The organism is Clostridium yunnanense (genome assembly GCF_016595795.1).
Classification (GTDB): domain Bacteria; phylum Bacillota; class Clostridia; order Clostridiales; family Clostridiaceae; genus Clostridium_AR; species Clostridium_AR yunnanense.
Window position 1 is genome coordinate 1 of record NZ_JAENHN010000016.1, and the last position, 25,516, is coordinate 25,516.

22 protein-coding genes are annotated in these 25,516 nt (G+C 31.5%); 4 read left to right on the forward strand and 18 right to left on the reverse strand.

The features are described 5' to 3' along the window. Positions 1-154: 154 nt before the first annotated feature. The 9 genes from JHL18_RS05900 to JHL18_RS05940 form a co-directional block, all read right to left on the reverse strand. Positions 155-1,108 (reverse strand): hypothetical protein, encoded by a 954-nt coding sequence (locus tag JHL18_RS05900; RefSeq protein WP_200267102.1) that lies wholly within the window; start codon positions 1,106-1,108, stop codon positions 155-157. A gap of 173 nt (positions 1,109-1,281) precedes the next feature. After that, a complete protein-coding gene (locus JHL18_RS05905; RefSeq protein WP_200267104.1) occupies positions 1,282-2,010 on the reverse strand; it encodes a hypothetical protein in 729 nt (242 codons plus the stop codon). A 199-nt stretch (positions 2,011-2,209) separates the two neighbouring features. Then, positions 2,210-2,782, reverse strand: coding sequence for a nitroreductase family protein (locus tag JHL18_RS05910; protein ID WP_200267106.1), 573 nt, complete (start codon positions 2,780-2,782; stop codon positions 2,210-2,212). A 304-nt stretch (positions 2,783-3,086) separates the two neighbouring features. Beyond that, a complete protein-coding gene (locus JHL18_RS05915) occupies positions 3,087-3,287 on the reverse strand; it encodes a hypothetical protein (RefSeq protein ID WP_200267108.1) in 201 nt (66 codons plus the stop codon). Positions 3,288-3,312: 25 nt separating this feature from the next. Further along, positions 3,313-4,056, reverse strand: coding sequence for a hypothetical protein (locus JHL18_RS05920; RefSeq protein ID WP_200267110.1), 744 nt, complete (start codon positions 4,054-4,056; stop codon positions 3,313-3,315). Positions 4,057-4,258: 202 nt separating this feature from the next. Continuing rightward, complete coding sequence (locus tag JHL18_RS05925; protein ID WP_200267112.1) at positions 4,259-5,260, reverse strand: LCP family protein; 1,002 nt, start codon at positions 5,258-5,260, stop codon at positions 4,259-4,261. 615 nt (positions 5,261-5,875) lie between these two features. Beyond that, positions 5,876-6,616, reverse strand: a complete 741-nt coding sequence (locus JHL18_RS05930; RefSeq protein WP_200267114.1) for an amino acid ABC transporter ATP-binding protein — start codon at positions 6,614-6,616, stop codon at positions 5,876-5,878. A gap of 12 nt (positions 6,617-6,628) precedes the next feature. Beyond that, positions 6,629-7,312, reverse strand: a complete 684-nt coding sequence (locus JHL18_RS05935; protein ID WP_200267116.1) for an amino acid ABC transporter permease — start codon at positions 7,310-7,312, stop codon at positions 6,629-6,631. A gap of 8 nt (positions 7,313-7,320) precedes the next feature. Beyond that, positions 7,321-8,118, reverse strand: a complete 798-nt coding sequence (locus JHL18_RS05940) for an amino acid ABC transporter substrate-binding protein (protein WP_200267118.1) — start codon at positions 8,116-8,118, stop codon at positions 7,321-7,323. 341 nt (positions 8,119-8,459) lie between these two features. Here JHL18_RS05940 and JHL18_RS05945 point away from each other — a divergent pair, with 341 nt between their 5' ends. Continuing rightward, the gene (locus JHL18_RS05945; RefSeq protein WP_200267199.1) at positions 8,460-8,630 is read left to right on the forward strand and encodes a hypothetical protein; all 171 of its coding nucleotides are present in this window, start codon (positions 8,460-8,462) and stop codon (positions 8,628-8,630) included. 158 nt (positions 8,631-8,788) lie between these two features. Here JHL18_RS05945 and JHL18_RS05950 read toward each other — a convergent pair whose 3' ends face one another. The 3 genes from JHL18_RS05950 to JHL18_RS05960 form a co-directional block, all read right to left on the reverse strand. Continuing rightward, positions 8,789-9,895, reverse strand: a complete 1,107-nt coding sequence (locus tag JHL18_RS05950) for a DEAD/DEAH box helicase (protein WP_200267120.1) — start codon at positions 9,893-9,895, stop codon at positions 8,789-8,791. Between the two features lie 744 nt (positions 9,896-10,639). Further along, a complete protein-coding gene (locus tag JHL18_RS05955; protein ID WP_200267122.1) occupies positions 10,640-11,494 on the reverse strand; it encodes a YjjW family glycine radical enzyme activase in 855 nt (284 codons plus the stop codon). Then, on the reverse strand, positions 11,484-13,010 hold the full coding sequence (locus JHL18_RS05960) for a YjjI family glycine radical enzyme (RefSeq protein ID WP_200267124.1): 1,527 nt from the start codon (positions 13,008-13,010) through the stop codon (positions 11,484-11,486). The genes JHL18_RS05955 and JHL18_RS05960 overlap by 11 nt, the downstream gene beginning before the upstream one ends. A 271-nt stretch (positions 13,011-13,281) precedes the next feature. On the opposite strand from JHL18_RS05960, the gene JHL18_RS05965 reads away from it, so the two are divergent. The 3 genes from JHL18_RS05965 (at position 13,282) to JHL18_RS05975 (ending at position 14,913) form a co-directional block, all read left to right on the forward strand. Continuing rightward, positions 13,282-13,536 carry a hypothetical protein gene (locus JHL18_RS05965; protein WP_200267126.1) on the forward strand — a complete coding sequence of 85 codons (255 nt, stop codon included), beginning with the start codon at positions 13,282-13,284 and terminating at the stop codon, positions 13,534-13,536. 179 nt (positions 13,537-13,715) lie between these two features. After that, positions 13,716-14,471 (forward strand): threonine/serine exporter family protein, encoded by a 756-nt coding sequence (locus JHL18_RS05970; RefSeq protein WP_200267128.1) that lies wholly within the window; start codon positions 13,716-13,718, stop codon positions 14,469-14,471. A gap of 4 nt (positions 14,472-14,475) precedes the next feature. Then, on the forward strand, positions 14,476-14,913 hold the full coding sequence (locus JHL18_RS05975) for a threonine/serine exporter family protein (protein ID WP_200267130.1): 438 nt from the start codon (positions 14,476-14,478) through the stop codon (positions 14,911-14,913). A gap of 553 nt (positions 14,914-15,466) precedes the next feature. Here the strand turns inward: JHL18_RS05975 and JHL18_RS05980 are convergent. The 6 genes from JHL18_RS05980 to JHL18_RS26185 form a co-directional block, all read right to left on the reverse strand. Then, positions 15,467-17,791 (reverse strand): glycoside hydrolase family 95 protein, encoded by a 2,325-nt coding sequence (locus tag JHL18_RS05980; RefSeq protein WP_338025450.1) that lies wholly within the window; start codon positions 17,789-17,791, stop codon positions 15,467-15,469. Between the two features lie 132 nt (positions 17,792-17,923). After that, positions 17,924-18,568: an SGNH/GDSL hydrolase family protein gene (locus JHL18_RS05985; RefSeq protein ID WP_200267132.1), complete on the reverse strand. Its 645-nt coding sequence runs from the start codon at positions 18,566-18,568 to the stop codon at positions 17,924-17,926. A 30-nt stretch (positions 18,569-18,598) separates the two neighbouring features. Further along, positions 18,599-20,638, reverse strand: a complete 2,040-nt coding sequence (locus JHL18_RS05990) for a beta-galactosidase (RefSeq protein ID WP_200267134.1) — start codon at positions 20,636-20,638, stop codon at positions 18,599-18,601. Positions 20,639-20,720: 82 nt separating this feature from the next. Further along, entirely contained in the window at positions 20,721-22,775 is a 2,055-nt protein-coding gene (locus JHL18_RS05995) for a beta-glucosidase family protein (RefSeq protein ID WP_200267136.1), read from the reverse strand. Positions 22,776-22,853: 78 nt separating this feature from the next. Beyond that, complete coding sequence (yicI, locus tag JHL18_RS06000; RefSeq protein WP_200267144.1) at positions 22,854-25,172, reverse strand: alpha-xylosidase; 2,319 nt, start codon at positions 25,170-25,172, stop codon at positions 22,854-22,856. A gap of 163 nt (positions 25,173-25,335) precedes the next feature. Continuing rightward, positions 25,336-25,458, reverse strand: a complete 123-nt coding sequence (locus tag JHL18_RS26185; protein ID WP_274600938.1) for a hypothetical protein — start codon at positions 25,456-25,458, stop codon at positions 25,336-25,338. Positions 25,459-25,516 lie beyond the last annotated feature (58 nt).

Below are 25,516 nucleotides of genomic sequence, written 5' to 3' on the forward strand. Positions count from 1 at the left end.
GCTTTTTAATCATTTGAATCACCCACATAAATTTAATAATTTAAGTATAACATAAAAGACCTAGAAAATTGTCTCCTGACAATTTTCTAGGTCTAATTTGCTAAAAGGGACTTTTTCAGTGCCCTCAAATATTTGTGGGTGTTTTTATATATTTCTATTTATTTGAGTAATAGCTTTGTATTTTATCTAAATAAAGTGAAAACTCACAAGAATATACAATTGTCTTGTTGTCATATACCTCTAGATAGAAAGAACCGTCAACATCATACCCATAAAATTTTAATTTTTCCAAGTTCAAATCTGATCTTATTGAGGCTAAATGCTTGACCCCTGCCTTGAGAAATCTTGTATATGGTAAATATCCTTTGATAGGTACTATGTCTACTTTATTAGCAGATATATTTAAAGTTTTCCCATTAACTTCTATCTTATGAACAAGTTTATTAGGTTCATAATTATTTGTTAGATTATATTCTATCCCCTCAGCAGTAGCAAGACTTTCCGTCCTTCTTGTTGGCTGAGAGTTAGGAGAGCTTACAGTATTATTGCTTGAACTTGCACCAATACTAGTACTACTATTGGTAGCATTTAAAGCTTTGTTTTGCTTTTCTACCATCAATTGCCCAGCGATACGAGCTTGTTCCGCTTCTGCCCTTTGTCTATTCATAATCTCTTCAATGCGAAGTCTCTCTTTTTCCTTTTCGATTTCTTCTCTTTTTCTTTCAGCCTTAGTTTGCAGCTTATAAACTTCATAATCCATATCTTCTGATTTATAACTAACTTCTTTTAATTTACTAATTGCTTCTTCAACTTTTTTTCCTTCTATCAAGGTATCAGCTTCCTTAAGAATGCTACCTGAGCTTAACTTTTTACTATTTAAATCATCAATCTTGTTTTGTATTGATTTGCTATTTTTTAATTGCAGTGCCTTTTTGTACTTTTCTTCAGCCTCATCATATTTATTATTCTTAATTAGCCCCTCACCCGATGCAAGCAATGTTTCTACTTGTCGATTGTTTGCGATGTTTTTATTTATATTAAACGCCAAAACTATTATCGGAACAGCTATGATGATACCTATTAAAACTTTCTTTATTTTCTTATTCAAAAGTAGTTGCCTCTTCTCATTATAATATCTCATAAAACCCCAAATATCCTAAATAAGGGATTCCATTACGAAAACTTAAGTTATAAATTTATACTTCTAACTAAAACCTTGAAATATAACTAGATTATATAATATATCCTTAACATATTCAATATTGTAAAAAATCACATATTTCAACTACAGTCTGTAATCTTTCCATCTCTTTTTCCAAAAGTAAGTATCCCCATATTAATCAATTCAACTTTATTTTCGTATAATGAAAAAAGGCTCTCGATAATAGCAAAAATATCATCGTTGTCAATTCCTAAGACATTATGCTTGATTATCAAACTATAGGTATCATTATAAATGGATTTTACTGGATCCACATCTATAACAGGGGAAATAGCAGGACTAACGTTATTTTTAACCTTACCTGTTGGATCAAATAATAAATCTAAATACTCTCTTGGCCTACCTGAAATATCAATCAAATATCTTTCTTTTAACGGCAAGCTTTCAACTTCTATCTTATAATTATCCAAGTATCTAGCCTTAAAAGGATAACTACTTGTAAATATTTCGTGATCAAATATCTTTTCCAAATAACCATCTGAATAAGCATAAATTGCACCAACTGCATAGCCTCTTACCTCTAAGAAACTTCCCCTCACTAGTATTTCATCTCTCCCGTCCCCATTAAAATCTCCTAAAAATAGCTGAAAATAATATCCGCTAAAAGGCACTTTAACTAAAGATGGTCTTTTTTTTCTTCGTGGTTGTACTATTAACTCTATATTGTTTGTAAATGTTGTTTCTACATAGGGATATTCACCGGTTAAGATGGCTTTGTCCTGCGAAAAATATCCTGTAATATCACCTTCTTTTACTTCAATTATTTGTCTGTTACCAAAACCTAACATAGGTTACCACCTTAATATTACTATAATATATATTAATATTTTTCTATCGATAAGTTACTAAAGGATTAGTATATCAAAACTTAATTTATACTTGTTCGATAATCCCGGCTTTTGGGGATTATCGGGCACGTATAAATTAATAGTTGAGTTAGGAATCCTATAAAGACAAGCTACTAAATAGTTTAATTTCTATAGAAAGCTATCTTTCAATCCATTTGGTAAGTTCTTTTCCACTTTTCCTTGCTGTTGGCTTCTTATCCATATCTGCATATCCAATATATATAAGTGCAACTACCTCGTCTTTCTGCTCTAAGCCAAAGAATTCCTTCATTTTGTTGTCATAACAAGCTTTTCCTGTCTTCCAGTAAGCTGCTACTCCTAAGGCATGTGCAGCCAAAAGCATATTTTCTACAGCAGCATATGTTGCGCCAAGTTCCTCTATTCTTAATGCTTTGTCATTTTCAGCTACCTCTGCAGCAACTGCTATGATTACAGGTGCCCTAAAAGGTTTATTTATTTCTTTCTCTAACTTTTTCTTTCCAGCTTCACTTTGTACATCAATACCTGAAGATAGTACAATTTCTTCCATTACCTTTGAAAGTGCCTTTCTTCCTTCACCACTTATAACAAAAAATCTCCAAGGTTGAGTTAGATATCTATTTGGTGCATGTGTCCCAGCTTCAATTATATTTTCTATTACCTCCTTTGGTACAACTTCTTCTCTAACTTTGCCTATAGAGGTTCTTGTTTTTATTGCTTCTATTACATCCATTTACTACACCTCCAATTAAATTTTATAAATCTATAATTAAGCTTTACTTTTACGAACATTACTTAATAATTATCACTTAGTATATTTTACTAAGTTTAAATTTTCATTATACTGATTTTTAAAAAATAATATATTATTTAAAATACAAATTTTATTACAAATTGGTACTTCTGTAACTCTGTAAAAGCAATAAAAAAATAGCTAAAGAATCCTTAAGCTACTTTTTGATCATCTGCATTTCCGAATTAATAATCGAAAATTATGGCAGGCAAATATTCGTTTATTATAATTATAATTTTTAATATTATTGATGCTTACCGAAAAATTTATAAAGCACCTTATCGTAAACTTCTAATTTTTCTGCAAGCATATGCCAATTCTTATGTTCTGCATTGGCAACTTGAATCTGATTTTTTTCAATAGTAGCCACTCTTTCCTTCACATCTTTCACTTCCGCAAGCAATTGCTTCAATAATTCTTTTACTTCATCTTGATTTTGTTCCATAATAATTCCCTCCTAAAATTCTATTCTAATCATATTGTTCGCTTTGTTGAAAAGTAAAAGCTTTAGAAATAGCTATTATATCCTTCCATACCACAGCTTTCAACTTTTCTTCAACACTATCTACAATATGTTTTAAAAGCTCATTTTCATCCATTAACCCATCTTTTGCTATGCTTAATATTAATGTATCTAGTTTATCTTTTATGGCTCCATTTAAGTTTAATCTTAAAGAATAGTTACCTAAATACTCTGAATCCTCTCCCTCTTGTTCTAGCTTTAACCTTTCACTTTCAGTTCCTATAGTAAGGTTTATATCAATTGCTTCAGAGTCATAGAAGTATAATAATCCCGTAGTATAAAGAGTTTCTTTATTATGGTTCAATTTTATACTTTCTATAAAAAAGTCACTTATGTTCTTAACTAACACTTGCATATCTTGCTTAATTTTTAATAAATTATATCTAATATAAACAGGAATATACTCTTTATTTAAATCAGATATTATGCCAAATTCATTTAAGATTCCATCTACATCAAAAGAGATCTTTATATTACTTAAATCATCATGTATTCTTACATCGTATAAATGCCTATAACCATTGTTCAGTATTTCATAAGTTGGTGAATAACAAAAAATCAAATTTTGTTTTTCAACTTCACTATCAAATTCAAACTGGTCTTCCACTAATACCTTTACTTCACCTTTCACATTTTTATTAATCAATATAATTTGATCAGAATCTGTATATACATTGTATAGCTTTTCCATCCAAATACTCCACTTCATTTTAAAATTAACTCTTAAATTATACCAATAAACTGCTAGATATCCAATGTTTCTATATAATTTAAATTATCAAGTACAAATGCCCCAAAAATCAACATACTATTTTAAAGCTTTAGTAATTTAAGTTATATAAGAAAGTCCTAATATAGCTTATCTCTATATTAGGACTTTCTTAAATTATCTACTATTGATTCTTAGCATCTTTATCTTCAAATACATAGTTTTGTATTCTCTTCTTTAATGCACTTTCATCATATTTAAAGTAGAATATACCATTACTTGCTATTCCACCCTTACAGTTATCTAACCCTTCAATCGGGAAAATCTGTTGTTGTATGTTTCCAACTCCACTCTTTAAAACACCAGTTCCTAAACTTAATATGTCAGATGCACCTAAAGAAGTTTCTAGATATGGTGAAACCTTTTGAATTACACCAGGCAACTCTGTAGGGCTTAATGTTTTAACCTTATTAAACATTGCTACTAAGACAGCTCTTTGTCTATCTGTTCTTGCAAAATCACTATCATTATATCTTATTCTGCAATATCCTACAGCTTGTATACCATTCAAATGCTGCATTCCAGGAGCAGAAAGTGACTTGGCAGACTTTTTCACTTCATTAGCAACATCTTGTATGTATTTATTAGTTTCAGTAAATTCGCTCTGCTTTACATTAATATCAACGCCACCTATAGCATCTATTATGTTAGCCAGTTCACCAAAGTCTACCACTACATAATCCTTAATATTTAGTCCGAAACTTTGATTTATAGTCTTTATTGATAGCTCTCCTCCACCGAATGCAAATGCAGCATTAAGCTTATCCTTACCATGACCATCAATACTTACATAACAATCTCTCATTATTGAAGTCAATTTTAACTTGCCATGTTTTTTGTCTATAGTAAGAAACATTGTAGCATCCGATCTTCCTGTATCACCACTTCTTCTATCTACTCCAAGTAAAGCTATATTAATTACACTATCATCATATTTTTCTTTTACATCATTATCTATACTTTTTTCTACTTCTACTTTAGAAATATTGTCTTTCTTTATACCTCCTAAGGTATTATAGAAATACACTGTTCCAAACCCTATTGCAAATAACAAAATAGCTGTTATAGTTATTAAAGTTATTTTTGTAGATTTCTTCATCTTTTTCTTCTTAGCTCTTTTTGCCATCTTTATTCCTCCAATTATACTGTTATCGTCAAATTCTTATAATTATTTATGGACGTTAAAGCTCACATACAGTATTCTACCATAAATTTATTTATTTTTCACAACAATAATACTATTTTTGAGTAAATAGAACATGTTTTTCACTTAAACTACCACAATTGCTTGTTTTAATTATGTTATTAAATTATTATGAACATTTATTTTTAATGATTAAAACAAATTTTCCATTTACTATTATAATTTATACTAAAACTCTTTTACAGTATTAACAAAATGGTTAAATCCTTTAAATTTTATACCTAGAATTTTGCATCCCTAATAATATAAAGATGAACTACTTCATATCAGAACTTATCCAAATAAAGATTCGTAGAACCATCGAAATCTTTATTTGGAGTTTAATGACTGAAGTAGTTTATCAGTTCAGCGGAATAGATAATCCAGTTCTATATAAATAAAACTAAGTGATATTTCTTTTAACTATTAATGGCAAAAGGATTATCAAATATATATTCTATTTGGAACTGGTTTATCTATATAGAACACAATCTTGGTATGTCAAAAACAAAAAAAGCATCATGAAATATATTTTCACAACGCTTTTTAAACATGATTCTATGTTAGTATATTCAAAAATCTATTCATTCTTTCATTCTTAGGGTTTGCAAAAATTTCTTCTGGGCTACCCTCTTGAAGTATTTTGCCATCTTCCATAAATACTACCTTGTGTGCAACTTCCTTAGCAAAATTCATATTATGAGTTACAACTACCATTGTCATTCCTTCTACAGCTAAGTCTTTCATTACCTTAAGAACTTCTGCCTCCAGTTCTGGGTCTAAAGCTGAGGTTGGTTCGTCAAAAAGTATAATCTTTGGATCCATAGCCATAGCCCTAGCGATTGCTACTCTTTGTTGTTGACCTCCAGATAATTCATATGGATAACTATTTTCTTTTTCACTCAAGCCTACTTTAGCTAAAAGCTTTCTGGATTTTTCTTTTGCTTCTTCCTTAGAACGTTTTAGAACAGTTATCTGCCCTTCCATTACGTTTTGTAGCACGTTCATATGTGGAAATAAGTTAAACCCTTGAAATACCATTCCTGTTTGTTTCCTAAAAGAAATTATTTCTTTTTCAGAAAGCTTGGCATCTTTATGAAAGACCATAGTCATATCCCCTAAAGTAATTTCTCCTTCATTTGGAATTTCTAAAAGATTCAAACATCTAAGTAATGTGGTTTTACCTGATCCCGATGGGCCAATAACAACAGTTGTTTTTCCTTCATTAATATTTAAATTGATAGATTTTAAAATGTGATTATTCCCTATAATCTTATCTAAATTTTTTATATCAATCATTGTGCTCCTCCATTACTTAGCCACATATTTTTCTAGTCTTACTTCTATTCTTCTTTGAATTGCAGAGAGTACAGTACAGAATATAAGATAAACTACAGCAGCCTCTGTATAAAGCCATAATGGCTCATAAGTGGTTGCAGTAACTCTTTGAGCAATCTGAAACATTTCTGTTAAAGTTATAGTTGCTGCCAAGGAAGTATCCTTAACTAAACTTATAAAAGAGTTAAATAATGGCGGCACCGAAACCCTAGTTGCTTGTGGCAAAATTATTCTTCTAAGAGCTTTATTCCTACTCATTCCTAGAGAAAATGCTGATTCCCATTGCCCTTTTGGAATTGATAGTATTGCAGCTCTTATTACTTCTGAGTTATATGCTCCTACACTTAAAGTAAAAGCTATAATAGCAGAAGGCAATGGATCTAGTATAATTCCTATTTTCGGCAACCCGTAAAAGATTATAAACAATTGAACTAATAGAGGCGTTCCTCTTATTATCCAAACATAGAATTTTGCAATTCCATTTAAAATTTTTGAATTTGATAATCTACAAAGAGCAGTAAAAAGTGCGACAATAAGACCTAATATAAAAGATATGATGGTAACAGGCATGGTAAAAACCAAGCCTGCTTTTAATATTGGCCAAAATGCATCTAACAGAATATTAATTATTCTCGTAGTACTATCGTCAAGAACCATAATATAACCTACTTAGATACGTCTGTATTAAAGTATTTGTTAGATATTTTTAGATAAGTACCATCACTCTTCATATCTGCTAAAGCTTTATTGATTGCATCTACTAACTCTTTATTGCCCTTATTTATAAGTATAGCATTTTGATCCGCATCCTTCTTTTCTGCAGCTATCTTTACTGCAACATCAGGTTTTTGCTTCTTTAAATCATAGAAAGATAAACTATCATTTATAGTTGCATCTGCTCTTCCAGCAAGTATTAAATCTATCGATTGGTTAAATCCATCAGACGTAACTATTTCAGCACCATTTTCCTTTGCTAGCTTACCTAAGTTACTTGTCAAAGTTTGTGCAGCTTTCTTTCCCTTAAGATCTTCAAAAGTTTTTATAGTAGTGTTATCACTCTTAACAATAAGTACTGCTCTTGAAGTTACATAAGGATCTGAAAAGTCATATTTTTGTTTTCTTTCTTCATTTATTCCTACTTGGTTTACAACAATATCAAATCTCTTTGCATCTAAACCAGCAAGCATTCCGTCCCATTTTGTTTCAACAAACTCAGACTTTACCCCTAATCTTTTAGCAACTTCTTCTGCAATTTCAACATCAAAACCTACTAGCTTTCCAGTACTATCATGAAAAGTATAAGGTGCATAAGTACCTTCAGTTCCAATTTTGATTGTCCCTTGTTTCTTAATACTCTCTAATAAATTTGCGGTTTTAGTTGTATCGTTACTCTTAGATGTACACCCAACTAATCCTACCGTTGCAATAAGTAAAGCGCCCATAAGTAATGCTATTTTTTTCATCTTTCTCCCTCAATTCCTAGTAATATTATCATTTTAGTATGTTATAGGTATAGTATCATTTTATCTATTATATGTCAACTAATAATATGTGTTACCTTAAGTTATATTTATAAGGTTATTTTTATAAATTTTATTAGGACTTTTTATAGTATTCCTAATTGATTCATTTAATATTATTCTTATATTAAATTGTATCCAAAAGAAAAAACATCCTCTTATCTAAAGCATAATTCTATAAATAATTCAAATATATGTATAATACACATTCGTTTTATGTTAAAATATGATAATCACAATTCAAAAATTATATATTTTTTATATATTATTAAGGGGGATTACTATTGCTTAAATTTAATATATTTCAATTTATAGTTTCTATGTTTCAGTTTGTAGTTTTCGGATTTGGCATTTACGCTTTTGTTCTTTTTATAAGGTTTTGTACTAGAGGGATAAAAGCTTTTGACTTATACATAGCCGAAAAAACTAATAAGGATATGACAGATAAAAATTAGACTCTTAAGCTTAATATTAATGACAACCTAAAATAAAGGACCTAATAAAATCACGTAATATGACTTTATTAGGTCCTTAAATTTTACTGTATAGAAAAATTTCGAATTCTTATACCCGCTAGAAAACCTATATATTTCAGTAGTCTCAACTATTTTTTTTATAAGCTTCTTCTTGGTATATTATATTTTATAGCTCTTTCTATTTCTTCTAAATCTCTCTTATTCTTTGGATCTATGAAAAGACAAGTATAGCCTTCTTCGCCTGCTCTACCAGTTCTTCCTATACGATGGATATAACCTTCTGCATTTTCTGGTATATCATAATTATATATATGCCCTACTCCAGTTACATCTAACCCTCTTGCTGCAACATCAGTGGCTATCAAATACTGAATTTCAGCATTTCTAAATGCTTTCATCACTTTTTCACGCTTAGACTGAATCAAATCGCCATGAAGCTTTTGACAGTTATACCCACGTCTATGAAGTGCTTCCTCTAAGTCATCAACTCTTCTTTTAGTTCTGCAAAATATCATAGCCATAAAAGGATTATCTTCGTCTAATACCTTACAAAGTGCATCTTGCTTATTCCTATCAGTAGTCTCAACAACTTCCTGTTTGATATTATCTAAAGTTATTTCTTGAGATTTCTTTACTGAAACTACAACTGGGTCTTTCATGTATCTATATGCCAATTTCTTAACCTGCGCATCCATAGTTGCAGAGAAGCAAAGAATCTGTCTTTTCTTTGAAGTTTCTTTCATTATAGCTTCTACTTCATTTTTAAAGCCCATAAGAAGCATTTGGTCAGCTTCATCTAGAACAAAAGTCTTTAACTTTGACAAGTCAACAGCTTTTCTTTTGATATGGTCTAATAGTCTTCCTGGCGTTGCTATTATTAAATGTATGTTGCCCTTAAGTTTTCTAAGCTGCCCATCAATATCTTTACCGCCATATGCAGCTAGTATATTAATATCCTTAGCTTCTTTAAGTTTATTAGCTTGTTCTGTTATCTGGATAGCTAATTCTCTTGTTGGAGTCAGTATCAAAGCCTGCACAGTATCAGTTTTACCCCAAAGATTTTCAAAAATAGGCAGCAAAAATGCTAAAGTCTTTCCTGTACCAGTTTGAGCTTCTGCTATAACATCTCTACCAGATCTTACAAACTGAATACTTTCCTGTTGTACTTGAGTAGGAGTTGTAATTCCTGATTTTTTTAATACTTTTATTATTTCTTCATTAATTCCAAGTTCTTTAAAATTCATTGTAGTTACCTTTCTTCTTTATATAATTTACCTTTATACACTTACATAAGATATATCACTTAATGTTTATTTCGCCTTAAAACCTTCACCATTTTAAATATAAAATCTAGTTTTTCATATATTCCTTAAGGAATTTACATAATATTATAAATAAGTTGGCAATAGTAAACTTAATTTATCATTTTTTAATATTATTCTAAATTCAAAAAATAAAGGAACAGTTTAACTACAGGTCCACTAAGGAAATTTAATTTGTACTTATTCGAAAATCTTAGCATCTCAGCACTTTCGATAGTACAAAATTTAACAATTATTATTGGAACTCTATAGATAAGATATATCCCATAAATTTATAACTGCATTTTATGTAACAATTAATAATAACACATAGTTTTAATTATAGATAGAAACTTTATTCTTTATTTATATAAAATACAGCTATATACGCAGTTTATTTAAACTTTTTCTAAAAAATCGCTGAAGCGACTTTCTTCACTGGTTTTATGCTCGTCTGTCTTTCCCAGTGCATATGAGTATAAATTAGCAGGTGAACAAGTTTTATATTTACTGTAATGCCATAAATAACATGTAAAGTTATTAAAATATTTAGATTTAACTAAGCCATAAGTTTTATAATCTTATAAACCGTAAAAAAGCACTCTAAATATATCTTTATATATTCAGAGTACTTTTATATTATAGTACTAAGGCTGTACTATTTTGGTTTATATTCAATATTCCAAACTAAATTATTGGTGTATCAATAATTTCAACTTTTTTTACTCCAATTTCTCGTGCAAGGTTTTCAATATAATTCATTCGTTCTTTTGTCGGAACTTTATCCTTTATTTTTTCCTTTTGAGTTTCTTTCAAGCCTTCAGTATGGACTTTTATTAGTTTATATATAACCTCAGGATAGCTTTTAAGAATATTTGCTACCGTAACAACTGTATTATCTAAATCCATAAAATCTTCAATTAATACAGTTCTTACTTCATATACTTTATCAATACTCAAAAGATACTTTAGATTTTCTAAGTTATTTTTCATCTTAGTATCACATAAGGATTCCAACTTATCTATAGCCTTTATATCAACCATAAACTTATCTGTAACTTCAATAAGCTCCGAGATACTATCTCTATCAAAAAAACCATTAGTATCTACGAAACAAGTGAGACCTAAAGTCTTAACTTTTTTAAAAAGCTCAGTTATAAAGGATGCTTTTAATGTTGGCTCGCCACCTGAAACAGTTATCCCTCTTATAAAAAGCTTATATTCCTCAATTATTTCAACTAGCTCATCTACACTGTAGTTTTTTGTTCTTGGAGAAGATTTAGTTTTACATGTTTTTATGCAGTTATCACATTCAACACATAGTTTATCATCAAAAACTACTTTCCCGTCTGTTTCTTTAATAGCTTTTACCGGACATCCTGGAATACATAATTTACAGTTAGAACAAAGATTTATAGTCTCAGGATTATGGCAATAAACACAACTAATGTTGCAACCTTGAAAAAATATAGCTAATCTATTACCTGGACCATCTACATTTGAAAAAGGTATGATCTTATTTACAGGAACTTTATTTTCCATCTTTCCTCACTCTTCTATCAAGAACACGTGCCATTGTATTTGAACCCGAACCTAACATATCTGTATCTCTAAGAACAGCTTCACCTTCTCTTACTTTCAGTATCTCACTTTTCTTAACAAGATAACCTGTAACTCTTATTAAATCAGTGTTGTGAAGATAAGTAGTTAGATATCTTCCACCAGCAGCAAATGCTCCATCAATTATATCTAATACTGCATCAAGCTTATTTAAATATGTCTGATCTAAAGCGAACAAATCGCCAGTACCAGAAGTAAAATAAACATGGAAAGGCATTGCTTGTTTTATATGAAGAGGAAGAATTGGTTCTTCTCCAACTGGAACTCTATGCGCTGGAGTATTATTATGATCTTCTTCACTTAAGCTTGCACCAACCTGTGCGTGAAGTAGATATTTGTTATCAGTTCTCTCGCAGTAAACAGCCTCATGTTCATTTGCAATCTTCTCAATAAGCTTCAATATGCTATGTGCTATTTCATCGCCTCTTTTAGAAGTTCCAAATCTTTCTTCTGATCCTTCAAGTTTTAAAATATAATTAACTGCATCAGCAAGTCCTACTATACCAAACATCGCTGAAAAGTTTTCTCTTTTTAGAAAACCTTCTTTTACTAAGAAAGAGGTTTCAAAGAAATTTGATTTTTCCACTAAAAATCTTATTCTCTTATCCATCATTGTTGCCATAGCTTTTGTTATTTTTGGAAGTCTCTCATTTAAAAGTTCATCAAGAGAACTTATTCCCTTTACAATAGTTCCAAGTCGAAGTCTTGGAAGAGTATAAGCCCCTCCACCGTTTGGTAGTGCATTATAACAGCTTACTATTCTATGGTCACCAACATCTTCAGTATACTTTTTATTATTACTAAATGACGGCTTGGATACTTTCAAGCAGGCTTCAGCAGCTTTTAATGCAAAGTCTCTTGGAGTAATATCTTTATCATATCTTATAGACATATTAGGTGTTGGATTTTGAAGTTCAACTATGGCTCTTAATATTAATTCTCCTGCTCTAGTTTTTTCTGGACCTATATCAGCATGACAGAACGAATCTACAATAGCTTTATCTACATGGTTTAAAAATCTCTTTATCTTTTTATAATCACTTTCTTCATCTGTTATAAATGGTTCCATAAGCTTATCTAGGTCCCCAATATATACAGGGAAAGAAGTTATAGATGGTATATGAACATATAATATTAATAAACTATCAAGTAGTTCGTCCAAATCATTTGGAGCTTTTAGATCTAAAAACTCACAGCCTTTTTCTAGTAAGACAGAATAATCAGGCACTATATATCTAGGTCTGTATATTGCATATCCTTCATTAAGGTCACAAATCATTTCATCCTCAATATATTTCATTTCCTCGTCAGTATATCCTAGAATATCACGTGGATCTAAAAGTCTTTCTGCAACATTAGCCAAATTGAAAAGCTTTTGTTGGTAAGTTAAACTTTTACTTGTTGCTATATCGTAAATATCACTAGTCTTAGATATCATAAAAGTACCTCCTAAAATTTATAATTATGAACTATCCTAAATAATTAATTTTCTTTTCTTTAAATTACACTTTCAATTATAATCTATTTAATTAAATTTTAAAATAAACATGTGCTTAGACATCCATTTACTATTTTTCTCTATGTTCGTATTTATGATTGTAAAATCCATAACTAATTAGGACTTCCTTCTATACTTTTAGTGAAAACGATATTATAATGTACTTATAAGCAATAATATTTTTTAATTTTTGTGGAGAGGAGCATTGCTCATGGAAAAATCAAAGAAAGTTTCAATTACTTTTTACGGTATTATAATAGGCCTATTTCTTATTACAGGTATTGCAAATATAAATAAAAACTGGGGTGGTCCAACCTTTATTTTCTTAGCATTTTTGTTTATGGTATTTGCTGCAATGGACTTTCTTTCAAGAGGAAAACTACAAAAAAATGTTGCAGTTAATAATGCTGTTTCTAAAAATAATATTACAAGGAACACAAAAAAGAGAAAGAATAAAAAAAGATAGAATACTACATAATGAGTTTATGTCCTTTAAAAATTATTCAATATAAGCCAAACCTAAAAATAATGGTTTTTAAGCCTTAAGCCACACAACTATTTACTTTGATTGTGTGGCTTTATTCATCTTGCATTAAAATAACATTCTTGATACCATATATAGTATTACTTTAAAGGAGATTTCTTATGACTGTAGAAAATGTTAGCGAAATTGCTCTTATGGCAGGCGGCATACTATTAGAAAATGGTGCTGAAACTCATAGAATAGAGGGAACAGTTTCATCTATTTGCCAATCTTATGGGCTAAATGCTGAGTGCTTATCAATGTCCAATGGTATATTATTATCAACACAGGATTCTGAGAACAGAAAGATTACATCAATGAAAAAAGTGTGTCCTAAGCAGGTTGATTTATATAGAATAGAACTGATAAATTCTTTTTCAAGAAAGCTTAAAAATAATAAGGTATCTTATGGAGAGGCCATGAGAACACTGGAATCTATACAGAATTCTCCTACGTTCACTTTCCCTGTCCGTATTTTTGCTTCTTGTATGACTGGATTTGTTTACTCATTGTTTTTTAATGGTTCCCTTATTGATGGTATTGCCTCATTATTTGTGTGTCTTATTACTTATTTGGTTACTGAAAAGATCTCAAACTTTGGGATTTCTCAATTTTTCAAATATTATTTAGCTGGCTTTATTATTGGCGGAACAAGCCTACTATCACACTTACTACTTCCTTCTATAAAAGAAAACAACGTAATAACTGGATCAATTATGATTCTACTTCCTGGGGTAGTGCTCACAAATGGAATTAAGGATGTTATTTTTGGCTATTTCTCTGCTGGTATAGCTAAATTCTGTGAAGCATTGATAATTATAACAGCTGTAAGCGCAGGAGTAGGTACTGCTCTGCTTATTGGCATGAAAGGATTCTAGTGATATGTCGATAAAAATGATAGCTTTAGCCTTTGTAGGAAGTATATTTCCTGTAATATTATTTAACATTGATAGAAAAAAAATCATCTATGCTGGAATAGGGGGAGCCCTTGGTTGGATTGTATACAGTATTGTTTTAAATAAGACAAGCAGTGAGGTGTTAGGTTCATTTTTTGGCGCTTTAGTTGTAAATACCTATAGTGAACTAATGGCGCGAATTTTAAAAACTCCAGCCTCTATGTTTTACGTACCTGGTATCTTTCCTTTAGTACCAGGAATTACAGCCTACAGCACTATAACCTACCTTGTTCAAAGCAATTTTACTGCTGCACAAAATAGCGGAGTACTGATGCTTGGAATTGCTGGTGCTATTGCCTTTGGGATAATGTTATCTTCAACATTTTTCGGATTTTTATCAAAGCTATATAAAAACCACGTTTAGAAGCATTGGTAAAAAAAATTGAGGAAACCTTAATAGGTTCCCTCATAATAATTACATAAGTATTAGCTTAAATTTAAAGTAAGAAACATAGTGATGTGGTTAGCACTAATATAGATAATTTATCACCTATTTATAATCTTTCGACTATAAATAAGCACATCACTACCAATATTAATGGTTCACTCGACCTTATTACATATTTACACAACTATGTATAACCTTTCGGCTATATATAACCATTACAACACCTAATAAAATCTTATCTCGACCTTATATGATAAGTTGGAACCTCATTATGATCAAATAATGACCATAATAAAGCTTTTCCTAACCATATAAAATCTACTACATCTGAACAACAAGCAGTTCCAGGCTGCAACTATTCAGAATCACTTATAATGTTAGTATAAACTAGTTTCATAAGCATTGCCTTATCACTATGTTCCTTACGATATTAATATAACCTTTATACAGAATTTAATACGCGTATTTTAAAATTTTTTTAATTTTTTTAAAAAAGTTTTTTTACTTCTCAATTCTAAAAAAACTTCACTTAAGTAAGTTTAATTACATTCTTTTCTGAATTATTATAGCTTCCTATTACTTCATATCTTTCTCCTATTTTTGTTTCAAAAATGATAACAGTATTTTTTTCATCATAGCTTCCAACAGACTTATTATTGCACAATACTGCTAGATTATCTTTTGAATATATCTTACACGGTTGACCAGCCTTTGAGAAAATAGTTGCTTTTATAAGATTACAATTACTCCATATAATATCAACTTCAAAACCACCACGGGCACATAATCCCTTAACTTCTCCACTTTTCCATAACTTAGGCAATGCAGGAAGAAAGCTTATACATCCGGCATGGCTTTGTACTAACATTTCTGCTATACCTGAAGTTCCACCAAAATTTCCATCGATCTGAAAAGGAGGATGATTGTCCAACAAATTTGACAAAGTAGATTTTGTTAGTAAAGCATTTATATTTTTATAAGCCAGCTCTCCCTCTTCCAAACGTGCCCACATATTTATTATCCAAGCCCTACTCCAACCAGTATGACCACCGCCATAAGTTAATCTTCTTTCAATAGTCTTTTTTGCTGCAGCTGCAAGTTTTGGAGTTTGCTGTAAATTGATTTGATTTGATGGATGCAATGCAAAAAGCTGTGATATATGTCTATGCCCAGGCTCTACCTCATCGTAATCTTCAGCCCACTCTTGAATCTGTCCATATTTCCCTATAGTTGGTTTAGGCAATCTATCCCTTAACTCATATAATTTATCTCTAAATTCATGGTCACAATCTAAGATATTTGAAGCATTTATACAATTAGTAAATAATGCAAATAAAATTTGACTATCCATAGAAGGCCCTATACATATACATCCAGTTTGCCCGTTAGGTAAACTATAAGTATTTTCAGGAGAAACTGAAGGACAAGTAACTAATTGGCCTTTTTCATTTTCTATTAGAAAATCAACAAAAAACAAAGCTGATTCCTTCATAGTATCATATACTTTTTCTAAAAAATCATAATCTTGGGTAAACTCATAATGTTCCCATAGGTGAAGACATAACCATGCAGCTCCCATTGGCCACTGTGTTGCTGGCATCCACAGATCTTGTGGGGCTGTATCTCCCCAAATATCAGTATTGTGATGACATACAAACCCTCTACAATCATACATCTTCTTAGCAGTTACTCTTCCTGGAGCTCTCATCCTTTCTATATGATCAAAAAGTGGTGTGTGAAGTTCTGAAAGATTACAAGTTTCAGCTGGCCAATAGTTCATTTCAGTATTTATATTAATAGTAAATCTTCCTCCCCAAGGTGCTATCATATCTTTATTCCATACTCCTTGAAGGTTTGCAGGCAGAGTTCCCGGCCTACTGCTGCTTATTAATAGATATCTCCCGTATTGGAAGTATAGACTGATTAATCCTAAATCTTCTTTTCCTTCTTGCATCCTCTTAAGCCTTTGATCAATTGGCATTTTCTCTGTTTGTTCATCACTGTCTAATTTTAAAGTTACTCTATCAAAGAAACTTTTGTAATCATTTATATGATCATTTTTCAAATCACTATAGTTTTTTTTCAATGCTTTTCTTATAATCTGCTTACACCATTCTTCAGGTTTGTCCTTATAATAATCTGTCCTAGCAGTGAATAATATCGTGACTTCATCTGAGTTTTCTACAACTATTTTATTGCCTATACTATAGGTATTTCCACCATCAGCTTTTACTTTGACCATAGAGCAAAATCTAATTCCTTCTTCGCTTCCACTCTTTCCTTTTAAAACTACTGTATCCTCGGAAATAGCATCAATATGATCAAAATATCTTTCTCTACTAAGATTCAACATGAAAGAAATACAATTTTTTCGGCTTGAGGATAATTTCATTACCATAACTTTGTCAACTGCACTTATAAATATCTCTCTTCTAAATTCAATATCATCTTGCTTATACTTAACTTCTGCAACAGCACTACTTATATCCAAAGATCGTTTATAATTAGTAATTTTATCAGAATCACCATCGAAAGTTAAAAATACATCTCCTAAAGATTCATAGTGTCTAGCATCCTCTGGGGTACCTGCCATGGCTAATGAAGTCAATTTTTCTGCTTCCTTAATATTGCCTTCAAACAAAAGCTTTCTTATCTTAGGAAGATATTTAAGTGAATCTTTGTTATTTCTATCTCTTGGGCCACCATCCCACACAGTTTCCTCATTAAGCTGAATCCTTTCAGACTTTACTCCTCCGAAGACCATAGCTCCAATGCTACCGTTTCCTATTGGCAAAGCTTCATTCCAATTGTCTAATTCAGCTGGCTTTGTATACCATAATTTCAATATAAACACCTCCCACTGATATTTTTACTTTGTATATATTTTTATTAAGATTATGTTTAAGAAAAATTATTAAAGTTAATTGGTTATAAATGAGATTCCTAACCAATTAATTTCAACGTGTAGCTTAAAAAGAGCCTCAATTTAAGCCATATCAACAGTTTCAATCCATTTTCTTGCTATAAGTTCATGTCCTGCAGCAGTTGGATGCACTCCATCCCAAATCCAATATTCTGGTTCGCTTCTTTTACATGCATTATTGAATTCATCTTGCAAAGATACAAATATATAATTATATTCTTTTGCAATCTTCTTTGCTGCTATCTGACGCTTTTTTATCTCTTCACACCAATAGTTCCAATTATCTTTCACACCTTTAACCGGAAGGATAAAAGGTTCACAAATCACAATAACTATTTTGGGATTTACTTCTCTTGCCTCTTCAATCAGAAGTTTATAAATCTTTTCGTATTTTTCAGCTGAGATTCCTGCCTTAACATTTAATTCCCAAACTATATCATTCACCCCAACTAATATACTTAATATATCTGGTTTTAAATTCAGGGCATCTTCCTGCCATCTTGCATATAAGTCCACAATCCTGTTTCCACTTACACCCCTATTAAAAAATTTATAATTCTTCTCTGGCTCATCAGCTCCAAGTTTTGCAGCTATTATATATGCATACCCATGACCTAAGAAGTGATTAGGATCATTGTCACGAGTCCTATTACCATCAGTTATTGAATCACCTTGAAAAAGAACTTTGCTATTATTTTCAAAATTCATATACAGCCTCCTAAAGAATTAGATTTGTACTTAGATACTTCCCTCTAATATAAGTAAATCTTTAGAATTTATTGTTACCGTCCCAATTTTTTTCTCTCCAGTTAAAAGATCTGAATATACATTTTTATCTAGCTTAATTTCTACATTGTATTCATTATGATTTAGTATAAATGTATATTTATATTCACCCTTTACTCTTTCTGTTATTTCTACACCCTCAATATTTTCAAATTTTGATGATATATTTTTTTCATTACATACATGTGCTATAAAATCTTTTATAAATAACTCCTCTGGATCTGATGCTATATAATATGCTTTTCCTTTTCCAAACTTATTTCTAGTAAGTACAGGCATATCCTTGTAGAAATCACTTCCATAAAGAGCTAGTGCTTCAGCACCTTCTAGATGAAGGATATCACATAGCATTCCGCAGCTATATTCATCTCTTAAATTAATTGCTTTATTAACTACTTTTATACTGTTTTTCATATGAGGGAAAAGCGCATCAATTTCTTCTACCCAAATACCTAAAACTTTTCTTAATTCACCAGGATATCCCCCTAGTGTAACTAAGTCGCTTTCATTAACTATTCCACTAAAGAAAGTGGTTATAAAAGTGCCTCCATTTTCTACGAAATTTTCTATATTATCTGCAACACCTTTTTTAACCATATACAATAGTGGAGCAATAACCACATCATATTTAGAAAAATCTGCTTCTGATTTAATAAAGTCTATAGCTATGTTTTTATCATGAAAAGCTTTATAATATTTCTCAATCTGCTTTAAATAGTTTAGCTCTATAGTTGGGCCGCTAGAAAGTTCAACCGCCCACCAATTTTCCCAATCAAAGACTATTGCTACCTTAGACTCTATCCTAGAATCAATTATTTTATCCTTAAGAATACTAAGCTCTTCTCCGAGCTTAGTACATTCTCTAAATACTCTTGTGTTTTCATGTCCAACATGTTCAATCACTGCACCATGATACTTTTCACAGGCACCAATAGATCTTCTTAGTTGAAAAAACATAACTGTATCTGCTCCATGAGCAACAGCTTGATAACTCTGAAGCCTCATAACACCTGGACGCTTTAAGCCGTTGTAAGGCTGCCAATTTTGTTGGCTTGGAGTTTGCTCCATAAGCATAAAGGGCTTTCCATCCTTTAGTCCTCTCATAAGATCATGTCTTAAAGCAGTAACATACATTGGATCTATTAACTGAGGATAGTTATCCCAAGATATCACATCCATTTTTTCTGCCCATTTGAAATAATCCAAAGGCTTAAAGGTTCCCATTAGATTTGTTGTAACATGTAAATCAGGCGTAATTTCCTTAATAATCTTGTATTCCTCTAGGTAACAATTAAAAATAACTTCAGACATAAACCTATGATAGTCTAAAGAAATTCCTTGAAAGTTTGATCTATCTCTGCCGTTATCTCTCCACATCTCACTTATTCCAGATGGCACAACTATTTCATCAAAATCATAAACAGTGTGTCCCCAAAAACTCATATTCCAGGCCTTATTTAAATTTTCAATTGTTCCATATCTTTTCTTTAACCAAACTCTAAATTCTTCTTCACAATGATCACAATAACAGTAGTTTCCATACTCGTTACCAATATGCCATAGTAGTAGTCCCGGATGATCTTTATATCTCTCAGCAAGTTTTCTAGTTAGCTTTGTTGACATATCCTTATATATCTCACTGGTTGGGCAAAAGTTAACTCTTCCCCCATGCTTTCTCTTCCTTCCATCAAAATCAACGGGCAGCATCTCTGGGTACTTTTTAGACATCCAAGCAGGTTGTGCCGCTGTAGAAGTTGCAAGGCACACGTATAATCCATTTTCAGAAAGCTTATCCATAATTCTATCTAGCCACTGAAAATCATATATGTCTTCTGAAGGCTGAAGTTTAGCCCAGCTGAATACTGGTAAAGTAACTACATTAATATTTGCTTTTTTAAATAGTCTTATATCCTCTTCAAGAACCTCTTCTGGCCATTGATCAGGATTGTAATCTCCACCATAAAATATAAAAGGTAATTTTTCATTTATCATAAAATTTTCTCCCATCAAATTTAAAAATAAAAGCACACTCAAAGTTTTCTCTTTATCTTTTGAGCATGCTTTTTTCACAAATCTATATAGTAAATACCCTCTCTAGTTTTATATCTCTTGAAGAACTTCCAACTAGAACTTTAAAGTCTCCAGCTTCACATACCCATTTATTCTCTTTATCATTATAGAAGGATAAAGCTTCTTTATTGAGTTTTACCTTAACTAACTTTGTTTCACCAATTTCTAAGAATACTTTTTTGAAAGCTTTTAATTCTTTCTTAGGTCTTATTAATGATGATTCTAAATCGGATACATATATCTGTGCTATCTCATCTCCTGAGACTCTTCCGGTATTTGTTATGTTGAAACTTAATTCAATATTAATTTCTTCAAAGTTATCAACTTTTAGTGTCAAATCGCTATATTTAAATTCTGTATAGGATAATCCATACCCGAACTCAAACCTTGGCTCAACAGCCTTTGAATCAAAATATCTATAGCCCACAAAGATACTTTCCTTATACTCTACAGTTTCAACACCTGGAAAATCACCAATACAATGTGCTGGTGAATCTGATAGTGATCTAGCGAAAGTAACTGGGAGTTTTCCGGATGGATTTACATCACCGAATAAAACTTCTGCTATTGCGTAGCCACCTTCCATTCCAGCGTAGAAAGAATGTACTACTGCTTTAGCTTCATTAATCCACTGTTCCATACCTACTGGTGAACCACTTATGTTTACAACTATAGCATTTGGCTTAACTTCTAATACTGCTTTAACTAATTCATCTTGATTATATGGAAGAGTTAAATCCTCCCTATCTTTTCCCTCAACATCAAAGTCATGATCTAACCCAACAACTATAATGACTTCGTCAGAACTTTTAGCCAGCTCTACTGCTTCGTTTAATAACTCAGCTTTTAAGGCTTCATCTTTTGAATAGCCCTTTGCATATTGTACCTTTGTGTTACCACCAAGTCTCATCTTTAGTCCCATAAGTGGAGTATATTCATACAATGCTTTTATCTCAGCACTTCCTCCACCATTAGAATGTTGTTTGTCAGCATTTTCTCCTATGACTGCTAGTGATTTTACTTTATCATCCTTAAGCGGCAGTAGGCTGTCTTGATTTTTCAATAAAACTATTGATTCTCTTGCTATATTTAGAGCTACTTCTCTATGCCCAAGAGTATTGTAACTTCCTCTTACTCTCTTTTCAGAGAATACATTCAACTTAAACATTAACTTTAATATTCTTTCTACTTTTTCATCTATAAATTTCTCATCAATTAATCCAGCCTTTACTTTTTCAATCAATGGGTCTGCTAAAAAGTATTCATTAAAGTTGTCTGTAACACTCATTTCAATATCAACACCGTGTTTAGCTGCATTTTCAGTATTGTGCACAGCGCTCCAGTCAGATATAACTACGCCGTCATAATTCCACTGCTTTCTTAAAACACTGTTAATAAGGTAATCACTTTCACAACAGTGCTCACCTCTAAGCTTATTGTAAGCCCCCATTATTGTATATGAGTTTCCCTCTTCAACAGCAGCCTTAAAACCAGGAAGGTATATTTCATTCAGTGCTCTATCATCCATTTCTACATTTATATTAAGTCTTTCATATTCCTGATTATTAGCAGCAAAATGCTTTACACAAGCAGCTGTATCATTTGTTTGAACACCTTTTATAAAAGGTACTGCCATCTTCGAGATTAGATACGGATCTTCACTCATATATTCAAAGTTTCTACCACAAAGTGGAGTTCTTATTATATTTATTCCCGGTCCAAGTATTACATCTTTGCCTCTCGCTCTAGCTTCTGCTCCTATTGATACTCCAAATTCATATGCCATATCTGTATTCCAAGTAGATGCTAAAGCCATATTTGATGGAAAATAGGTTGCATAGTCATAACTGTTTCCTAGGTCTTCCCATTTATCATTTTTATAGTCTTTTCTAACTCCCATTGGCCCATCAGACATGGTTAATGCAGGAATACCTAATCTTTCAACAGCTTCTGTTCTAAAAAGCCCATTACCATGAAGCATTGATACTTTTTCTTCTAAAGTCATTTCTTCAATAATTTCTTTTATCTTTTTATTTATTGACTGATTTGTTTCACTCATTCTCACTATCCCCCATAGACCAAACTTATAATAGTTTGTTTATATTTTTAGCTTGATGTGATCTACATTATAGATAAACTATAATCTTATTGTAAGTTTGTTTATATTTTTATTAATTAAAACGCGTACACCTAAACTACTACTATCAATTGAAGCTTCTTCAGCTTCACTAATCTTATCTATCCCTCTAAGAACAATGCTGAAAGGCTCATGTTCTCCTTCTACTTCGATAGTAATGATATCCTTTTCTCGTTTAGCTATTACTGATAATACTAGTTGACTTTCTAAATTAAGTAGCTCAGTAGTTGCAGCTTTTCCATCTTTAAGGTTAAATAAGTGTAATGCAACATCCTCAGTATAATCATAATCTGGCTTATGTTTATTACTTCCTACTGCAATCAAACTATTTTCCTTAGCCATTAAAGGTATGCTTAAATAATCATGTTTTTCACTTCTCCACACTCCACCTTCAACTACTTCATTTGTTATGAAGTTAGTCCAAGTTCCTTTAGGAAGGTAATAAGAAACTACTCCGTCTTCACTGAATACTGGAGCAACTAAAAGTGAATCTCCAAACATGTACTGTCTATCTAAATAATGAGTTGCTGGATCATCTTCATATTCAATAATCATTGCTCTCATCATTGGAACACCAGTATGTGAAGTATTATTAGCTTGAGTGAATATATAAGGCATTAAGCTACACTTTAGTTTGCTAAAAAATCTAACTACCTCGCAAGATTCTTCATCATAAGCCCAAGGTACTCTATAGGAATGACTGCCATGTAAACGGCTGTGAGTAGAAAGAAGCCCAAATGCTGCCCATCTCTTATACACATCAGCTGTTGAAGTACTTTCAAAACCTCCAATATCATGACTCCAAAATCCAAAGCCAGATAAAGTTAATGACAAGCCACCTCTTAAACTTTCAGCCATAGATTCGTAGTCAGAAGAACAATCTCCTCCCCAATGAACTGGGAACTTTTGCCCTCCTACCGTAGCAGATCTTGCAAACAAAGTTGCCTTTCCTTTTCCAAAGTTCTTTTCTAGCAGTTCAAAAACTACCTTATTATATAAATAAGTATAGTAGTTATGCATCTTTTTAGAATTAGAACCATCATAATAAACTACATCAGTTGGAATTCTTTCTCCAAAATCAGTCTTAAAGCTATCTACTCCCATATCTATAAGAGCTTGTAGTTTGCTTTGGAACCACTGACATGCTTTAGGATTAGTGAAATCAACTATTCCCATAGCAGGCTGCCACATATCCCATTGCCATACATCTCCATTTGCTTTTTTAATTAAATATCCATTTTCCATAGCCTCTTCAAAAAGTTCCGAAGCTTGTGCTATATAAGGATTAATCCATACACATATTTTTAAACCTTTATCTTTTAATCTCTTTAGCATATTTATTGGATCTGGGAATACCCTTTCATCCCACTTAAAATCGCACCAATTAAATTCCTTCATCCAGAAACAGTCAAAGTGGAATACATGAAGAGGAATATCTCGTTCCTTCATTCCATCAACAAAACTTGTTACTGTAGCTTCATCATAGTTTGTTGTAAAGGAAGTTGTAAGCCATAACCCAAAAGACCAAGCTGGTGGCAATGCAGGTTTTCCCGTAAGAGTAGTATAGTTTTCTAAGACCTTTTTCATAGATGGTCCATTTATTATAAAGTACTCTAAGTACTCACCTTCAACACTAAATTGAACTCTCGTTACCTTCTCAGACCCAACTTCAAAAGATACATTTTCAGGGTGATTTACTAATACTCCATATCCCTTGTTTGTAATATAGAACGGTATATTTTTATAGGATTGTTCTGTACTAGTTCCTCCATCCTCATTCCAAATATCTACTACCTGTCCATTTTTCACAAATGGTGTAAATCTTTCACCAAGCCCATATACAAGCTCTCCTACTGAAAGACTAAGCTGCTCTCTCATAAATACGCCCTCATCTGAAGTCTTAACATAAGCAATATCTCTAAAGCCTGTACCAGTTAACTTCTTATCTTTATTAAAGAAGTTCATCTGCCAGCCAGAATTCTTATCTATTTCTACACTCAAATCTCCAGATATAAGCTTTACAGCTTGATCATCGTTACTAATCTTCACAGCATTACCTTGGTTTTGTATTTCAAATTCAGGAGATTTCTTATTTGCTCCCATATAATGATATAATTGAACCCTTATAACATCTTCCATAGGTGAAGATAATTTTACCGTAATAACAGGCCCTCCTAAAGTGTCACCTCGGTGATTGATATTATTACATGGTGCATATACAATTACAGAATCATCCTTAACTTTAACATCATAAGCTTCTGCTGGACTATAGGTTGTTACACCCTCTCTATTAAGCCAACATCCATTACTAAATTTCATATAATTACACCTCACTAACCCAGTTTTGCTGAATAGATATTCCCATTTCCATGATTTATGGATTTACCACTTTGTTTGGAAGTGTACTATCTATACATAATTTTTTAATTTGAAAATAACTTCTAATATAATGTAAATGTTTTCCTAGCATTATTATAAATTACTATGCTTTATGCTGTATATAATAAAAATCAACTATTATCTTAAAAATCAACTTACTTAGTATAAATAAAAAATCCATGGTTACGCTAATTAAATCATAAATCCATGGACTTCTAATACTCATGTTTATTTTCTGTTTATCCTAAAGATGATGTCTATCTACTATCTATAAAACTATAATA

Excerpts from the sequence above, each read along its gene's own strand:
- JHL18_RS05905 (WP_200267104.1), bottom strand. The coding sequence starts at position 2,010 with ATGTTAGGTTTTGGTAACAGACAAATAATTGAAGTAAAAGAAGGTGAT.
- JHL18_RS05910 (WP_200267106.1), bottom strand. The coding sequence starts at position 2,782 with ATGGATGTAATAGAAGCAATAAAAACAAGAACCTCTATAGGCAAAGTT.
- JHL18_RS05915 (WP_200267108.1), bottom strand. The coding sequence starts at position 3,287 with ATGGAACAAAATCAAGATGAAGTAAAAGAATTATTGAAGCAATTGCTT.
- JHL18_RS05920 (WP_200267110.1), bottom strand. The coding sequence starts at position 4,056 with ATGGAAAAGCTATACAATGTATATACAGATTCTGATCAAATTATATTG.
- JHL18_RS05925 (WP_200267112.1), bottom strand. The coding sequence starts at position 5,260 with ATGGCAAAAAGAGCTAAGAAGAAAAAGATGAAGAAATCTACAAAAATA.
- JHL18_RS05930 (WP_200267114.1), bottom strand. The coding sequence starts at position 6,616 with ATGATTGATATAAAAAATTTAGATAAGATTATAGGGAATAATCACATT.
- JHL18_RS05935 (WP_200267116.1), bottom strand. The coding sequence starts at position 7,312 with ATGGTTCTTGACGATAGTACTACGAGAATAATTAATATTCTGTTAGAT.
- JHL18_RS05940 (WP_200267118.1), bottom strand. The coding sequence starts at position 8,118 with ATGAAAAAAATAGCATTACTTATGGGCGCTTTACTTATTGCAACGGTA.
- JHL18_RS05950 (WP_200267120.1), bottom strand. The coding sequence starts at position 9,895 with ATGAATTTTAAAGAACTTGGAATTAATGAAGAAATAATAAAAGTATTA.
- JHL18_RS05955 (WP_200267122.1), bottom strand. The coding sequence starts at position 11,494 with ATGGAAAATAAAGTTCCTGTAAATAAGATCATACCTTTTTCAAATGTA.
- JHL18_RS05960 (WP_200267124.1), bottom strand. The coding sequence starts at position 13,010 with ATGATATCTAAGACTAGTGATATTTACGATATAGCAACAAGTAAAAGT.
- JHL18_RS05965 (WP_200267126.1), top strand. The coding sequence starts at position 13,282 with ATGGAAAAATCAAAGAAAGTTTCAATTACTTTTTACGGTATTATAATA.
- JHL18_RS05970 (WP_200267128.1), top strand. The coding sequence starts at position 13,716 with ATGACTGTAGAAAATGTTAGCGAAATTGCTCTTATGGCAGGCGGCATA.
- JHL18_RS05975 (WP_200267130.1), top strand. The coding sequence starts at position 14,476 with ATGTCGATAAAAATGATAGCTTTAGCCTTTGTAGGAAGTATATTTCCT.
- JHL18_RS05985 (WP_200267132.1), bottom strand. The coding sequence starts at position 18,568 with ATGAATTTTGAAAATAATAGCAAAGTTCTTTTTCAAGGTGATTCAATA.
- JHL18_RS05990 (WP_200267134.1), bottom strand. The coding sequence starts at position 20,638 with ATGATAAATGAAAAATTACCTTTTATATTTTATGGTGGAGATTACAAT.
- JHL18_RS05995 (WP_200267136.1), bottom strand. The coding sequence starts at position 22,775 with ATGAGTGAAACAAATCAGTCAATAAATAAAAAGATAAAAGAAATTATT.
- yicI (WP_200267144.1), bottom strand. The coding sequence starts at position 25,172 with ATGAAATTTAGTAATGGATGTTGGCTTAATAGAGAGGGTGTAACAACC.
- JHL18_RS26185 (WP_274600938.1), bottom strand. The coding sequence starts at position 25,458 with ATGAGTATTAGAAGTCCATGGATTTATGATTTAATTAGCGTAACCATG.